Below are 15,518 nucleotides of genomic sequence, written 5' to 3'. Positions count from 1 at the left end.
CTTAGTTCGAGAAAATGGATAAATCAAAGTCAAGTATCCATAAAACTATAAGCAGCAGAATAAGGATTATGATCACCACGCGGTTATTTATTTCACGATTGCCCCTAGTCCTGCTTGAAGCGCGGGCGTCTGCCCATTGAGAACCAAAGTCTATGGAGTTTGTGGCGTTCTTGTACTTATTGAATTTTGAATCAAACTCGTACATATTGCCTGTATCCTTACCCTTATAATATCTTGGAGTATAATTATAGCGGGTATTCTTCCTGAGTTTGCCTAGATTTAATTTCAAAATTTTTTGCTTTACAGATGTTTCAAATTTACTCAAAAAGCCACAGAAAATAAAGCTTGTCGAGTAAAATAACAAAAGCAAGAATAATGCCGAAGTTTAGGCCTAGAAGCGGGCGTCTTTGCGAAGCTGGGCCATTTTAATAGCTGCAACAGCAGCCTCTGCCCCCTTATTCCCGTGTTTTCCACCGCTGCGGTCTATGGCCTGCTGCATATTTTGATCTGTAAGCACACAAAAAATAACAGGGATATCATATTGTACGTTAAGATCTTTTATACCCTGGGAAACACCCTGGCAAACGAAATCAAAGTGTTTGGTTTCTCCCTCGATCACACTGCCAATCGCGATCACGGCATCAAGCATATCATAACTTTCCAGCATCTTCTTACACCCGTAGATCAATTCAAAACTCCCGGGAACATTCCAGCGAACGATCTTCCTGCTTAGCACCCCGTTTTCTTCAAGAACTTTTATAGCTCCCTGGTAAAGGCCTTCGGTTATATTATCGTTCCACTCAGAAACAACGATCCCGAAACGAAACTCTGTTGCGTCCGGGATCGAATTTTTATCGTATTCTGAAAGATTTTTTCCTTCTGTAGCCATATGGTATTATTTCATTGCCTGCGCACGACCTAAATAAACAGGAACCTGTTCAGCCTCTGGAGTATCTCCATATTCATCCTGTATCCTGGTTAAATATTTTGCAGCCTGCTCGCCTTTACCCAATTGTATAGCTGTTATAGCAGCTTTAAGAAGGGCTTTGGGTGTTGAGAAACTGTTAGATCTCATTGAAGCGGCTTTGTCATAGTAATTAAGTGCCTCTTCTGGCTGGTCCAATTGAAGGAAAGCATCACCAATTCCTGCTGTCGCCAGAGGAGCCAGGATCTCATCATTACTTTTAAAGTCCTCAAGATATTCTATGGCTTCACGATACCTGTTGGTGTGCAGGTAAGCAAATCCTGCGTAGTAATTTGCAAGGTTACCTGCATTAGTACTGCTGTAATCCTCTATTATATCAAGGAAACCAAATTTACCCTCACCACCGGTTAGGGCCATGTTGTATAAAGAATCACTTTGTGCGCCTGAACTTGCCAGGGCATTGTCAAAATACTGCTGAGCCTGAAACATTTCATTGGCAGCTTCCCGCTCCTTTGGCTCCTGTATGAAGCGCTGGTATCCCAAATAACCAAGGATTACCACAGCAGCCAGACCAACGATCACATAAATGTACTTTTGATTTTTTGCAACCCAGGCTTCCGTCTTGTTTGCACCCTCATCAAGAGTGTTGAATACTTCTGCCGTTGTAGATTCTTCCTCTACCTTTTTTGTTTGCTGTTCTTTATTGACTGGTTTATGCCCTTTTTTCTTGTAAGTTGCCATAAAATCTGTTTAATGAGTGGCAAAAATAAAATTTTTATTCTTATTTAAAAGGGAAAATTTTTCTTATTTTTTAATAATTTCCACGCTATTCTTTTACCTTTACAGTCATAATTAATAATCTTATTAAGCTGTATTACAGTCTTTTATGTTTTTAAAATCTCTTTCCCTGGTCAATTACAAGAATTTTGATTCTGCTTCCTTTGATTTTGATCCAAAAATTAACTGCCTGGTAGGCAATAATGGAGTAGGTAAAACCAATGTACTGGACAGCATCTATCATTTGTCCTTTGGGAAAAGTTATTTTAACCCCGTCACCATCCAAAACATAAACCACGATGCCGATTTTTTCGTCGTGGAGGGTAACCTGGAAAAGAATGAGAGAGATGAACATATCCTTGTAAGCGCTAAACGGGGAAATAAAAAGGTAATAAAGCGGAATAATAAGCCGTATGAGAAATTTAGTGAACATATAGGCTTTATACCTGTTGTGATGATCTCGCCGGGAGACCGGGACCTTATCCTTGAAGGCAGCGAGACCCGGCGCAAGTTCATAGACGGTGTAATCTCCCAAAGTGACCAGGTATATTTGAACACGCTGCTGCAATACAATAAAGTAGTGGCACAGCGAAACGCTTTATTAAAGTTCTTTGCTGCAAATTCCAAATTTGATCGCGATACCCTGGAGATCTACAATGAGCAGATGGCAGAATTTGGTGACCTGCTCTTCCAAAGAAGAAAGCAGTTCCTAAATGATTTCATACCCATATTCAACATTCGTTATGCTGAAATTACTAACCAAAAGGAGCAGGTAAGTATTGAATATAAGAGTAGGTTATTTGAGAAACCTGTCCTGGAGCTTCTCGAAGAGAACCTTCAAAAAGACATGGCATTACAATATACTAGTGTAGGTACCCACAAAGATGACCTTAGCTTTGAAATTGCAGGCCATCCCATTAAAAAATTTGGTTCCCAGGGCCAGCAGAAATCTTTCCTTATCGCATTAAAACTGGCTCAGTTTGATTTCATTAAAAACATCAATAAAGCCAATCCTATCCTGTTACTGGATGATATCTTTGATAAGCTGGATGAGCAAAGGGTAGCTCATATTGTTGCCCTGGTTGCTCAAAATGAGTTGGGACAAATATTCATAAGCGATACGCATGCAGACAGAACAGAAAAGGTTGTGAGGGAAAGCAACCAAACGTATAAGATATTCAAACTTTAATTTTTTAAAAAAAATGTTCCTGAATCCGAGAATCCTTCAGCTTTTAAAATCAGTGAAATTCACCGCTTTTCTCGCGTGTCTTGTAATCCTTACATCCTGCAACAGCAAGGATCCTGAGGAAAAGATACCACACCTTGAAGGATACTGGGAAATAGAAAAGGTAGAATTTTCAAAAGATTCAATGAGAACCTATACCTTTAATGAAACTGTAGATTTCCTTGACCTGGAGAATGGCAGCGGATTTAGAAAAAAGGTTAAACCTCAACTCAACGGTTCTTACCTGGTAACCAATGATGCCGAGCAGGTAGAAACCATAGTAGAAGATAATGAACTTTTTCTTCTATATACCACCCCTTATGACACCTGGAGGGAAAAAGTATTAAAGGCTAATGAGGATCATCTTCAAATTGAAAATGAGCGTGGTATCATCTATCATTATAAAAGATTTAAACCTCTCTTAAATAATTATTATGAAGCGGAATAACGAAAATATCACGATTGGCGATGCCCTCAAGGATTTTGTGTCTAAGAACAAATTACAAACCGGATTGGACAAAATCAATGTGCGGGATGTATGGAACCAACAAATGGGGCCTGCCATAGAAAAGTATACCACAGCCATAAAGCTGGAGGGTTCCACCCTTTTTGTACAGCTAAGCTCCTCGGTTCTTAGAGAAGAGCTGGGTTACGGAAAGGAAAAAATAATAAGGAACCTCAATGAAGCATTAGGAAAGGACCTCATCTCAAAACTGGTATTGCGATAGCAGCATTAAATAAAAAACCCGCTTTCTTTTTAGGAAGCGGGTTTTTTGATTATTCTAATATGTCTTAGAACATTTCTCTACCGGCAAAATGGAAAGAAGATTCAATCTCTGCATTCTCATCACTGTCACTACCGTGAACTGCATTTTCACCAACTGAGGATGCATATTTCTTACGTATAGTACCTTCAGCAGCTTCCTCAGGGTTTGTGGCCCCAATTAAAGTCCTGAAATCTTCCACAGCATTCTCTTTTTCCAATATAGCCGCGACAATTGGCCCACGTGTCATAAACTCCACCAATTCTCCAAAGAAAGGACGCTCTTTGTGTACTGCGTAAAAAGTCTCAGCATCGTTCTTTGTCATTTGGGTCAATTTCATTGCAACAATCCTAAAACCGGACGCATTAATTTGTTCAAGGATCGCACCTATATGTCCTTTTTCAACCGCATCGGGTTTAAGCATTGTAAATGTTCTATTTGTAGCCATCTTATGGTTTTTAAAATTTTGTGCAAAAATAGATAAATAAGCTGCAATTACAAGCGCCTTTAAGTTTTATATGAATTTAGCCTTCAGGCAACTGAAATATCCCAGATGTATATTATCTAATCCCTATAGTGTACGGTATATTCCTGTTGAAGTATATTTCCAGGACCACGCATCTCCATTCTCACCTTTCCTGTTTCAAAATCAAACTTTAAAATCCCAAAGCTTAAATCGCTTACCACCTCACCTACTCTATATTTATTAGGCTCCCCGCTAAAACCGGCATACGAGTGCGTCATCCCGCTCGAAGTAAAATCCACAAGTTTATAATCCAAACCATCTACATCTTTTTCTGAAAATTCTGAAATATGCCTGTCCCCACTAAGGATTATAACATTTTTTGCTCCGGAATTCCCTAAAAGTTTTTCAAGCCTTTCCACTTCTGAAGGAAAATTGCCCCAGGTCTCAAACCCGTGTTCTGCTGAAAGTACTTGTATGGAACTTAATATCAGGTTATAATCACTCTTACTATTACTCAATTCATTTTCCAGCCATTTCCATTGTTCTGCTCCCAGGACTGTGCCTTTGTCATTTATTTTATAGCGTTGGCCAGGTTGTGTTCCAGGCTCTAATTTTGTCCTGAAATAGCGTGTATCCAGAACAATTATTTTTAAGGATTTGCCTGCCTCCTCAATTGTTCTGGAATGGTAAACCCCTTCCCTTTTCCTGCGGTCATCATCTTTTGGAACATCAAAAAAATCGAGGAACAGTTGCTGACTTTCATTTTTATATTCCCATTCCTCCCCCGCATCATTATTCCCGTAATCGTGATCGTCCCAGGTACCCATAACCGGGGTGGTTACCAGTAATTTCTTATAATCTGGTTGATTCTTCTGTGTATGGTAATCGGCTTCCAGCTGTGCCATGTCATCTGTATCTGCATAAATATTATCACCACCCCAAAGAAAAAGGTCGGGTGTTTCCTCTATAATTGCATCCCATAAAGGCTGGGCTTCATCCTGCCGGTTACAACTCCCAAAGGCAATGACATAATCATAGGTTCCAGAAGATTTACTGGCTTCAGGTTGAGGCGCCTTTTGAATACTTCCGCAGGAAATAAAAAGAAAAAAGCTTAAAAAGAGCGATAGAATTACCTTCATTTTTTGTTGTTTTGTTGAATACAAAAATACAGATTGGTTTATTAGCCGGGTATTATTAAATTGTATCTTTACTCACTAAGTGAGAAATGGAGCACTAACCCTTAAGGCAAAGCTGTTTTCATTTTTTCAACATAGTACCTTGTTGAGTATGCTTCAGGGTATTTTATATTTTACAATGATAGAACAAAGCATTTTAGAGATCACATCTGCCCTTTCACAGTCTAACAGAATTGTGATAGTTCCTCACAAAGGCCCGGACGGTGATGCCATAGGTTCCTCCCTTGGATTATATCATTTTTTAAAGGAAAAAGGCCACGAAACCACTGTTATCGCGCCCAATGATTTCCCTCAATTCCTTAAATGGTTACCTGGTAGCGAGGAAATTCAAATCTATGAAGGTAATAAAGAAGCCTGCGACCGCTTAATTCAGGATGCAGATATTATATTTACCCTGGATTTTAATATGCTGGAAAGGGCCGGTGATATGGTAGAACCGCTTAGTCAGGCTGAGGCTACTTTTATCATGATAGACCACCACCCGGAACCTTCAGATTATGCCGACCATACCTACAGTGATGCAAGTCTGAGCTCGACCTGCCAGATGGTTTACAAATTTCTTCAAAAACTAAGGGCACTTAAATATATCACTCCAGAGATCGCAACCTGCCTGTATACCGGTATAATGACAGATACCGGCTCCTTTAGGTACAGGGCAACCACCGGTGACACCCACCGTGTTATTGCAGACCTTATCGATAAGGGAGCAGATAATAATACCATACATTCCAATGTTTTTGATAGTTTTTCTAAAAACAGGATCCAGTTGCTGGGCGTGGCTTTGCAAAACCTTCATGTTAATAAGGACCTTAGAACAGCTTATATCACACTTTCCCAGGAAGAGCTGGACAGGTATAACTTCCAGAAAGGTGATACAGAGGGATTTGTAAATTATGGTCTTGCAATTGAAGGAATTATATTTGCAGTAATTTTTATAGAGCATAAAGCAGATGGAATGATCAAAATGAGCCTTAGATCAAAAGGTAATTTTTCTGTAAACAAATTTGCACGTGCGCATTTTAATGGCGGGGGACATCTTAATGCCGCAGGCGGGAGAAGTGAGCTTTCAATGGAAGATACCATTACGAAATTCAACACCATCCTCCCCCAGTACAAAGAGGAATTGAGTTTATGAAGAAGTACACCTATATATTATTAGTTTTTATTACGGTCCTTTCGGGCTGTAAATCACCAGAAGCACGGCGTCCCGTAACACAAAAATCTGGATCCTTTATCAATGAATCTATTGAACGCAACCGGGAACTGGTCGCCAGGGAAGAAGCAGAGATCCTGGAAGTCATAGAAAGGGATTCTGCAAACGAGTATTTTGCATCCAACAGCGGCTTTTGGTATTATTATAATAAGAGGGCTACAGACCCTTCCAATACAGAAACCCCGGAATTTGGAGATGTGGTAAGGTTTGATTACAGCATAACAGATATCGAGGGGCAGGTGATCTATGCCGAGGGGGAGATTCCCACCAGAAGATACGCAATGGATAAAGAAGAGCTATTTGGAGGATTACGTGAAGGTCTTAAACTTATGAAAGAAGGAGAAGTGGTAACCTTTATTTTTCCATCTCACAAAGCATTTGGATATTACGGCGATAAAGATAAAATAGGAACAAATCTTCCCATTAGAACAAAAGTAACCCTTCACTCAATAACCGAGGAAGAGCAACCCAGAAATTAAAAATAACCCACGGCTTTAGAAGCGGGATCTACCGCTTTTTAAAAAAGCCCCTAACTTCAAAAATCAATTTATGAAAAAAGTGAATTTGCTAATTGTTTTATCAATTATTCTTGGCTTTACAAGTTGTAAGGAAGACTATCCCGATCTTGAGGATGGCCTTTATGCTGAATTTAATACCAATAAAGGAACTTTCCTTGCAGAATTGTACTATGACCAAACCCCACTTACAGTCGCCAATTTTGTTTCGCTGGCTGAAGGGGACAGCCATAGTATGGTAGACAGCACATACAAGGGAAAAAAATTCTATGACGGGATCAAGTTTCACCGGGTGATCAAGGATTTTATGATCCAGGGTGGTGATCCACAGGGAACCGGCAGCGGTGGACCGGGTTATAGATTTCCAGATGAGACCATGGATGATCTAACTCACGACTCAAAAGGATATCTTTCAATGGCCAATGCAGGTCCCGGCACCAACGGGAGCCAGTTCTTTGTAACCCTGGCAGAAACTCCCTGGCTGGATGGACGCCATACTATTTTTGGAAAAGTAATAGAGGGCCAGGAAGTTGTAGATAGTATTGGTCAAATGGAAACAGGTCCACAGGACAGGCCTGTACAGGATGTGGTGATCGAAAAATTGAACATTATTCGTAAAGGAAAAGCTGCAAAAGACTTCAATGCCCCAAAAGAATTTGAGGACAGGCTGGCACAAATAAAGGCAGACGAGGAAGAACTTGCCAGGCAACAGGAAGCAGCACAGGCTGAGAATGCTGAAAGGTTCAATGCTCTTAAGGAAGAAGCTGAGGAACTTGAAAGTGGCCTGCAAATTCATTATCTGGAACGTGGGGAAGGCCCAAAACCTGCAATGACAGACCAGGTACAGGTACTTTATGAAGGTTATTTTGACAATGGTGGTGTCTTTGATACCAATAAGGAAGAACTGGCCAGGGAACTTGGGATCTTTAATCAGCAAAGGGCTGCCCAGGGTGGTTATGGCCCAATGGTTACTCCAATTGGTGCCGATGCTCAAATGATCCCGGGCTTTAAAGAAGGTTTACAGCAAATGAGGGTTGGTGACAAGGCTGTTTTATTTATCCCTTCTCACCTCGCATATGGTCCCGGTGGTGCCGGTGGTGTGATCCCACCAAATGCCGATCTTATTTTCCAGGTGGAAATGGTAGGCATCCAGGAATAGATACTTAAATTTCTAAATATTAAAGGGCCAATTCTTTGTGGAATTGGCCCTTTTTGTTTTTCGCTTCTTTAATTTTAATTCTGCGGAATATTTTTAAGGATCTCCAATACAAATTTCCAGTATTTTTGGGCAGATGATATACTTGCCCGCTCATCTGGTGAATGTGCACCTCTAATTGTTGGGCCAAAGGAGATCATATCAAGGTCTGGATAATGCTGCCCAATGATCCCGCACTCGAGACCCGCATGACATGCTGCAATATTTGCCTTTTCATTATTCATTTTTTGATAAAGCTCATCAAGCACCTTAAGAATATCTGAATTTCGGTTTGGGGCCCAACCCGGGTAATCACCAGACTTTTCCACCTCATAACCTGCAAGTTCAAAAACTGCTGTTAAACTATTGGCAAGATCTTCTTTTGTCGAATCTACAGAGGATCTTGTAAGGCACTTAATATTAATATTTCCCTCTTTCACCTCAACCTTTGCAATATTATTGGAAGTCTCTACAAGGCCCTCAATATCCGGGCTCATCCTGTACACGCCATTATGCGCAGCATATACTGTTTTGAGCAATACCTCCTGGCTCAATAGGTTCATTACATTTTCAGGAACTTTTGTTTCTTCAATAGAAATTGAAAGTTTAGTTTCCAAAGTGGAAAATTCGGTTTTGATAGCCTCAACAGCCTTGTCCATTTCCGCTTTAAAGACTTTAACCTGCATCTCATCTATTACAACAACAGCTTCGCTTTCACGAGGGATGGCATTTCGAAGTCCCCCCCCGTTAATTTCTGCCACTCTAAGTTCAAGCTCCTCAGATGCCCTGTAAAGCAGCCGGTTCATTAGTTTATTGGCGTTCCCCAGTCCTTTGATAATGTCCATTCCAGAATGTCCGCCTGTAAGCCCTCTCACTGTGATACTAAATGCTGCTACCCCGGCTAGGACCTCTTCTTCCTGGTAAGTTCCAGAGGCAGTAATATCCACCCCCCGGCACAACCAATTCCAATCTCATCATCTTCCTCAGTATCCAGGTTAAGCAGGATCTCCCCCTTAAGCATTCCCGGCTCCAGCCCTTTGGCACCGGTCATCCCGGTTTCTTCATCAATTGTGAAAAGTGCTTCCAGGGCGGGATGGTCAATATTCTTGCTTTCAAGGATCGCCATCATAGTGGCCACTCCAAGACCATTATCGGCCCCCAGGGTCGTACCTTTAGCACGAACCCAATCCCCATCAACATACATATCAATTCCCTGCTGCTCAAAATTGAAAGAAGTATCGTTATTCTTTTGATGTACCATATCCAGGTGCGACTGCAGGATCACCGGTTTTTTATTTTCCATTCCAGGAGTAGCAGGTTTACGAATAACGACATTCCCCACCTTATCTACCTCTGTTTCCAGTTTCAATCCATTGCCAAATTTCTTAATGAATTCAATGACCCTTTCCTCTTTTTTCGATGGTCTTGGAACTTCATTAAGATCTGCAAATTTATTCCAGAGTTCACGCGGCTCAAGGGCCCTTATTTCATCATTCATAGATATTAATTTTTGTTAGTTTGTTTAAAATACCTGATAGGCTTCAGCAAATACCCGGATAAGTTATCCTTGATTCAAAGGAAATTAACAGGTATCTAATAATTATCTCCTTCCTGTAACTTTTCAGCTAAAAAGAAAATTTGTGAAACCTTTTTTATTGGTACCTTCACAAAGATATTGGTAATTAACAAAGCATGAAAATTTGCGGGTCCTTTATTAGTTTGTAATTTTAGCTTGTGAAAAGATACACGGGACTCATTCTGGCCATTTTGTTGCCCCTTCAATACATTGCAGTGAAGATCATTGCAGGATATCCCCAGTTTGTAGAGACCTGGTACAGTACCGGTCTATATCCCTATATTTCCCAGTTTATGAGATATCCCCTGGGGTTTCTTCCGTTTTCCCTGGGTGACCTGTTATATGCATTCTTTATCATCTCCATAATCAGGTGGATCGCCATTAGGATAAATACGAAGTTCAGAAATCCAAAAAAATGGGTACTGCAGGTATTTGCCTTTGCATCTATTGTATATGGTTGTTTTCATTTATTCTGGGGCCTTAATTATTACCGCCTACCACTCCATAAAACCCTAAAGATCAAAAATGATTATAATACCGAGGAGCTGGTCAAACTCACCAGAACCCTCATAGAAAGGTCTAACGAAGTGCAACTGGAACTCACCGGGAATGATAGCTTAAAAGTACCTTACAGATTCAAAAAGGGAGATCTCCTGAGAACTACGGTAGAAGGTTTTGATTATTTAAAGGAGGAATATCCCAAACTAACCTATGATGGGAAAAGCCTGAAGCGTTCCCTTTATAGTATTCCCCTTACCTATATGGGATTCAATGGATATTTGAATCCTTTGACCAATGAAGCACAGGTGAACACTAATATTGTACGCTACAAGATCCCTACCACGGCTAGCCACGAAATAGGTCATCAACTGGGATTTGCCAAGGAAAATGAAGCAAATTTCATCGCCTGCCTGGCAACTATGAATCATCCGGATCCCTATTTTAGATACTCCGGGCTCACCTTTGCCCTTCGTTATTGTTTAAATGAACTATATATAAGGGATAGGCCCCAGGCCGAGGAACTTGTTAAAGGAATAAATTTTGGTATAATGGAAAATTACCGGGAGGTCCGGGAATTTTGGGCGAGGCATCAAAATCCATTTGAACCTTTATTCCTCTATAGTTATAACAGCTTCTTAAAAGCAAATAACCAGCAGGATGGAATGAAAAGCTACAGCTATGTAGTCGCACTTTTAGTGAATTATTTTGATGATGTGGAAAATGCCTTTTAAATTAACTTCTGTTTTATTAAAATTTTCCTAAATTCTGCCCTTATATTTTCCAATAACACATAACCCAAAATTTATGAAATTAAAATTTCTACTGTGCATCCTCTTATTTGTGGGGGTAAACCTTTATGCCCAGGATTATTTTCCTACCAATGAAGGTGTTAAAACACAGAACACCAATTACACCGTCTTTGAGAATGCAAAGATCCATGTTGATCCCAATACAGTGATTGAAAATGGCATGTTTGCAGTAAGAGATGGTAAGATCACCGCCATTGGCAAAACAATAAATGTACCCGCTAACAGCCATAGAATCGATCTGGAAGGGAAAGAAGTCTATTCTTCGTTTATTGACCTCTACAGTGAATTTGGTATCAAAAAACCTCAACGCTCCAACAACAATTCTAACCAGCCGCAGTACGAAGCTGAAAGGGAAGGATACTACTGGAATGATCACATTAGGCCCGAAACAGATGCTGTAAAGCATTTTAGTTTTAATAAAGAAGAGGCAGGAAAATTACACAAAGGAGGGTTTGGAGTTGTAAACACCCATATGCCCGATGGGATCATAAGAGGTACCGGAGTGCTTGTTGCTCTTAATCCTGAAGGGACTGAGGGTGAAAGGATCCTCGCCGACAGGTCTTCACAATTTCTTTCTTTTGATAAAAGTGTGCAATCGCGACAGTCATATCCCACTTCCATTATGGGAGCAATGGCGTTGATAAGACAAAGCTATATGGATGCCGATTGGTATTCAAAAGGGAACTCTAAAAACCGCGATCTTGCACTGGAGGCCTTAAACCGAAACAAGGACCTGCTACAGGTATTTAAGACAGATAACCTGCTTGATGCCCTGCGTGCAGGAAAAATAGGCAGGGAATTCAACATAAATTATGTGATCCTGGGAAGTGGTAGTGAATATGAAAGAGTGAATGAGGTGAAAAATTCAAATTCAACTTTTATTATACCCCTGGATTTTCCAGATGCTTATGATGTAGAAGATCCCTTTATGGCTAATTATGTAAGCCTGCAGGATATGAAAAGGTGGAATCAGGCTCCTGCCAATCTAAAAGTACTGGCAGAGAACAATGTTCCTTTTGTTATCACTATGCATAATTCAAAGGACGAGAAAAAATTTCGCGAGAACCTGTTAAAGGCAGTCTCCTACGGGCTTGATAAGAAAGCCGCACTTGCCGCCCTAACCACTGTTCCTGCGAGGACACTAAAACAGGAGAATAACCTTGGTACACTTAAACAGGGAGCCTGGGCAAACTTTATTATTACCTCTGGAGATTATTTTGAGGAGGAGACCGTGATCTATGAGAACTGGGTACAGGGCCGCAGGGCGATCCTGGAAAATATGAGTACCGTTGACCTTGCCGGCACCTATGATCTTAAAGTAAACAACACCTCCTATGAGGTTAAGATCACAGGAAAACCAACCGCCCCAAAAGTAGAAGTGAAAGAAGGCGAGAATAAGCTAAAGTCAAAGATCGCCTACAGCGATGGATGGATGAATTTACTTATTTCCTCTGCAGATACTACCAGTGCTAAATTTACAAGGTTAGTGGCGCAGGTTCCTTCAACAGCCAAAACCATCACAGGAAAAGCAATATTACCTGCGGGTGATGAGACGACATTTACCGCTACGAGGACAGCGGGCCCTGAGTCTCCAAAAAATGACAAGAAAACCACGGTAGCCAATGTAGTTCCTGTAACCTATCCAAATATGGCATATGGATATAAGGAAATGCCGAAGCAGGAAAACATTCTTTTCAGGAATGCCACTGTATGGACGAACACCAATGACGGGATCCTTACGGAAACCGATGTTTTAATAAACAACGGAAAGATAACAAGGGTTGGAAAAAACTTAAACGCAGGGAATGCAAGGGTTATCGACGCTACCGGCAAGCACTTAACTTCCGGGATCATCGATGAGCATTCCCATATAGCAGCATCTGCCATCAATGAAGCAGGGCATAATTCTACCGCAGAAGTTACCATGGAAGATGTGGTAGATCCAACCGATATCAATATTTACAGGAACCTTGCCGGGGGAGTTACCACAGTACAATTACTGCACGGGAGCGCCAACCCAATTGGAGGCCGCTCAGCCATCTTAAGGCTAAAATGGGGAGCACCGGCAGAGGGGCTAATTTTCAAAGAAGCTCCAAAGTATATCAAGTTTGCATTGGGAGAGAACGTGAAACAATCCAACCGCAGCAATGCCAACAGGTTCCCACAAACCAGGATGGGTGTGGAACAGGTGTTCACAGATTATTTTACACGGGCCAGGAATTATGAGCAGGAGAAGAAAAACAATAAGAACTTTAGAAGGGACCTGGAAATGGAAACCCTTGTAGAGATCCTTAACGGCGAACGCTATGTGACCAGCCACTCTTACATTCAAAGCGAGATCAATATGTTGATGAAAGTTGCTGAAGCATTTGACTTCAGGATCAATACCTTCACTCATATCCTTGAAGGCTATAAGGTTGCCGATAAAATGAAAGAGCACGGTGTGGGAGCTTCTACTTTTTCTGACTGGTGGGCCTATAAATATGAGGTGAACGATGCTATTCCATATAACGCCTCAATTCTTCATAATGTGGGGGTGACAGTAGCCATTAACAGTGATGACAGCGAGATGAGCCGCAGGTTGAACCAGGAAGCTGCCAAGTCTATGAAATACGGTGATATCTCTGAAGAAGAAGCATGGAAATTCGTTACCCTTAACCCTGCCAAATTATTACACATTGATCAATATGTTGGTAGTGTGGAGGCAGGAAAGCAGGCAGATGTTGTACTGTGGAGTGACCATCCACTCTCCGTCTACGCTAAAGCAGAAAAAACACTGGTAGAAGGTGCTGTTTATTTTGACCTTGAGAAGGACCAGGAACTTCGTAACGAGATAGCACAGCAAAAAAACACGTTGCTTACTCAAATGCTGGAAGCAAAAAATGGCGGTTCAGCTACACGACCGGTAACAAAGAAAGAAGACCAGCATATTCACTGTAATACACTGGAAGTACACTAAAAATTTTGAAGATGAAAAATATAAAAATAAATATTCTCGCCGTGCTCCTTTGTCTGGCAACAGGTGCAACTGCACAACAAACCCCGGCTCCTTCACAAACTGAAGCTGTAACTATTGTAGGTGCCACTGCACATATTGGAAACGGGGAGGTCATTGAGAACAGCCTTATCATTTTTGAGGATGGAAAGTTGACCCAGGTTCTTGATGCGACCTCCACTAAGATGCAGTACCGGGGTAAAGTCATTAATGCTGAAGGTAAGCACGTTTACCCCGGCTTTATAGCACCCAATGCTACCCTGGGTCTTGTAGAGATCTCATCGGTAAGGGCAACAGATGATGAAGATGAAATTGGGGATATGCTTCCACATGTAAGGAGCCTTATAGCTTATAATGCTGAAAGTAAGATCGTGGAAAGCATGCGGCCAAACGGCGTGCTTGTAGGCCAGATCACGCCGCGTGGGAGCAGGATCTCGGGAACATCCTCTATTGTCCAGTTCGATGCCTGGAACTGGGAGGATGCAGCAATGAAAGAAGATGATGCAATACATATCAACTGGCCTAACAGCTTTACCCGTGGCAGATGGTGGGCAGGCGAACCCCGTGGGATGAGGCCAAATAAGGAATATGCGACCGAGGTTGCCGAACTTAAAGAATTCTTTGGGCAGTCCAAAGCCTATCTGGGCGGTGACCAAAAGCTTGTTCATCTTCCCTACCGGGCTATGGGGGAGGTGTTTTCAGGAAATAAAAAAGTGTTTGTTCACGTAAATGGGGAGAAAGAGATCCTGGACGTTATCCAGTTCAGTAAAGAACAGGAACTTGACAACCTTGTAATAGTTGGAGGGTATGATGCCCATAAAGTAGCAGATCAAATTAGGGAAAATAATATTGCCGTTCTTTCAGGAAGGCCCCACTCTACTCCAAACCAGGAGGACGAGGATTATGATTTTTCATATAAAAATGCACGCCTGCTTCATGAAAAAGGTATTCTTGTTGGCCTGGAAAGCAGCGGGCAAATGGAAACAATGAATACCAGGAACCTGCCGTTCTATGCTGGAACGGTAGCGGGTACGGGTATGGATAAAGAAGATGCGCTAAAACTTATTACTTCCAATACTGCAAAGATCCTTGGAATAGATAATTTGGTAGGAACATTGGAAAAAGGGAAAGATGCCACGCTATTTATAAGCGAGGGAGATGCACTGGATATGCGTGGGAACAGATTACAACATGCCTGGATCCAGGGAAGGGAAATAAGCCTGGACACTCATCAAACTGAATTATATGAACGATATTCCAATAAGTTCCAGGCTGCTAAGGCAGAATAATACTAAAAAGCATTAGAACACATTGAACCCCCATTAATTTGGGGGTTTTTATATTTAATCTCCTTATTTTAG

14 protein-coding genes and 1 pseudogene are annotated in these 15,518 nt (G+C 41.3%); 9 read left to right on the top strand and 6 right to left on the bottom strand.

The annotated features are described in order from the left end of the window. Position 1 precedes the first annotated feature (1 nt). The 3 genes from FHG64_RS17105 to FHG64_RS17095 all read right to left on the bottom strand — a co-directional run bounded on the left by FHG64_RS17105 (position 2) and on the right by FHG64_RS17095 (position 1,666). Positions 2-289, bottom strand: a complete 288-nt coding sequence (locus FHG64_RS17105; protein WP_174760408.1) for a hypothetical protein — start codon at positions 287-289, stop codon at positions 2-4. A gap of 102 nt (positions 290-391) precedes the next feature. Beyond that, on the bottom strand, positions 392-889 hold the full coding sequence (gene ribH, locus FHG64_RS17100; RefSeq protein WP_139067528.1) for a 6,7-dimethyl-8-ribityllumazine synthase: 498 nt from the start codon (positions 887-889) through the stop codon (positions 392-394). A gap of 6 nt (positions 890-895) precedes the next feature. Next, positions 896-1,666: a tetratricopeptide repeat protein gene (locus FHG64_RS17095; protein ID WP_139067527.1), complete on the bottom strand. Its 771-nt coding sequence runs from the start codon at positions 1,664-1,666 to the stop codon at positions 896-898. A 145-nt stretch (positions 1,667-1,811) separates the two neighbouring features. On the opposite strand from FHG64_RS17095, the gene recF reads away from it, so the two are divergent. Genes recF through FHG64_RS17080 form a run of 3 tightly spaced genes read left to right on the top strand, consistent with a single transcriptional unit; the run spans position 1,812 to position 3,655 of the window. Beyond that, entirely contained in the window at positions 1,812-2,891 is a 1,080-nt protein-coding gene (gene recF, locus FHG64_RS17090; protein WP_139067526.1) for a DNA replication/repair protein RecF, read from the top strand. 52 nt (positions 2,892-2,943) lie between these two features. Next, positions 2,944-3,375 (top strand): hypothetical protein, encoded by a 432-nt coding sequence (locus tag FHG64_RS17085; RefSeq protein ID WP_139067525.1) that lies wholly within the window; start codon positions 2,944-2,946, stop codon positions 3,373-3,375. Next, entirely contained in the window at positions 3,359-3,655 is a 297-nt protein-coding gene (locus tag FHG64_RS17080) for a DUF721 domain-containing protein (RefSeq protein ID WP_139067524.1), read from the top strand. The genes FHG64_RS17085 and FHG64_RS17080 overlap by 17 nt, the downstream gene beginning before the upstream one ends. A gap of 64 nt (positions 3,656-3,719) precedes the next feature. Here the strand turns inward: FHG64_RS17080 and FHG64_RS17075 are convergent, their stop codons facing one another. Next, positions 3,720-4,139, bottom strand: a complete 420-nt coding sequence (locus FHG64_RS17075; protein WP_139067523.1) for a nucleoside-diphosphate kinase — start codon at positions 4,137-4,139, stop codon at positions 3,720-3,722. Between the two features lie 116 nt (positions 4,140-4,255). Continuing rightward, positions 4,256-5,296, bottom strand: coding sequence for an alkaline phosphatase D family protein (locus FHG64_RS17070; protein WP_139067522.1), 1,041 nt, complete (start codon positions 5,294-5,296; stop codon positions 4,256-4,258). 175 nt (positions 5,297-5,471) lie between these two features. Here FHG64_RS17070 and FHG64_RS17065 point away from each other — a divergent pair, with 175 nt between their 5' ends. From FHG64_RS17065 to FHG64_RS17055, 3 genes are all read left to right on the top strand, one after another. After that, positions 5,472-6,488, top strand: coding sequence for a DHH family phosphoesterase (locus FHG64_RS17065; protein WP_139067521.1), 1,017 nt, complete (start codon positions 5,472-5,474; stop codon positions 6,486-6,488). Beyond that, complete coding sequence (gene gldI / locus FHG64_RS17060; RefSeq protein WP_139067520.1) at positions 6,485-7,045, top strand: gliding motility-associated peptidyl-prolyl isomerase GldI; 561 nt, start codon at positions 6,485-6,487, stop codon at positions 7,043-7,045. The genes FHG64_RS17065 and gldI overlap by 4 nt, the downstream gene beginning before the upstream one ends. Positions 7,046-7,115: 70 nt before the next feature. Then, positions 7,116-8,240, top strand: coding sequence for a peptidylprolyl isomerase (locus FHG64_RS17055; RefSeq protein WP_139067519.1), 1,125 nt, complete (start codon positions 7,116-7,118; stop codon positions 8,238-8,240). A gap of 74 nt (positions 8,241-8,314) precedes the next feature. Here FHG64_RS17055 and FHG64_RS17050 read toward each other — a convergent pair. Then, positions 8,315-9,774, bottom strand: a pseudogene (locus FHG64_RS17050) (aminoacyl-histidine dipeptidase). Positions 9,775-10,010: 236 nt separating this feature from the next. Between FHG64_RS17050 and FHG64_RS17045 the strand changes: the two are divergent. The 3 genes from FHG64_RS17045 to FHG64_RS17035 all read left to right on the top strand — a co-directional run bounded on the left by FHG64_RS17045 (position 10,011) and on the right by FHG64_RS17035 (position 15,446). Continuing rightward, entirely contained in the window at positions 10,011-11,084 is a 1,074-nt protein-coding gene (locus FHG64_RS17045) for a DUF3810 domain-containing protein (protein ID WP_139067518.1), read from the top strand. A 73-nt stretch (positions 11,085-11,157) separates the two neighbouring features. Beyond that, on the top strand, positions 11,158-14,121 hold the full coding sequence (locus FHG64_RS17040) for an amidohydrolase family protein (RefSeq protein WP_139067517.1): 2,964 nt from the start codon (positions 11,158-11,160) through the stop codon (positions 14,119-14,121). Positions 14,122-14,132: 11 nt separating this feature from the next. Then, on the top strand, positions 14,133-15,446 hold the full coding sequence (locus FHG64_RS17035; protein WP_139067516.1) for an amidohydrolase family protein: 1,314 nt from the start codon (positions 14,133-14,135) through the stop codon (positions 15,444-15,446). The last annotated feature ends 72 nt before the right edge of the window (positions 15,447-15,518 follow it).

This window comes from Antarcticibacterium flavum (genome assembly GCF_006159205.1).
Lineage (GTDB): Bacteria > Bacteroidota > Bacteroidia > Flavobacteriales > Flavobacteriaceae > Gillisia > Gillisia flava.
The sequence above is the reverse complement of the archived record's forward strand: the minus strand, read 5'-3'. Positions and strand labels throughout refer to the sequence as shown.

What these genes read in the sequence shown, in the direction of transcription:
- FHG64_RS17075 (WP_139067523.1), bottom strand. Translation starts at nt 4,139, where the DNA reads ATGGCTACAAATAGAACATTTACAATGCTTAAACCCGATGCGGTTGAA.
- ribH (WP_139067528.1), bottom strand. Translation starts at nt 889, where the DNA reads ATGGCTACAGAAGGAAAAAATCTTTCAGAATACGATAAAAATTCGATC.
- FHG64_RS17035 (WP_139067516.1), top strand. Translation starts at nt 14,133, where the DNA reads ATGAAAAATATAAAAATAAATATTCTCGCCGTGCTCCTTTGTCTGGCA.
- FHG64_RS17040 (WP_139067517.1), top strand. Translation starts at nt 11,158, where the DNA reads ATGAAATTAAAATTTCTACTGTGCATCCTCTTATTTGTGGGGGTAAAC.
- FHG64_RS17055 (WP_139067519.1), top strand. Translation starts at nt 7,116, where the DNA reads ATGAAAAAAGTGAATTTGCTAATTGTTTTATCAATTATTCTTGGCTTT.
- FHG64_RS17070 (WP_139067522.1), bottom strand. Translation starts at nt 5,296, where the DNA reads ATGAAGGTAATTCTATCGCTCTTTTTAAGCTTTTTTCTTTTTATTTCC.
- FHG64_RS17065 (WP_139067521.1), top strand. Translation starts at nt 5,472, where the DNA reads ATGATAGAACAAAGCATTTTAGAGATCACATCTGCCCTTTCACAGTCT.
- gldI (WP_139067520.1), top strand. Translation starts at nt 6,485, where the DNA reads ATGAAGAAGTACACCTATATATTATTAGTTTTTATTACGGTCCTTTCG.
- FHG64_RS17095 (WP_139067527.1), bottom strand. Translation starts at nt 1,666, where the DNA reads ATGGCAACTTACAAGAAAAAAGGGCATAAACCAGTCAATAAAGAACAG.
- recF (WP_139067526.1), top strand. Translation starts at nt 1,812, where the DNA reads ATGTTTTTAAAATCTCTTTCCCTGGTCAATTACAAGAATTTTGATTCT.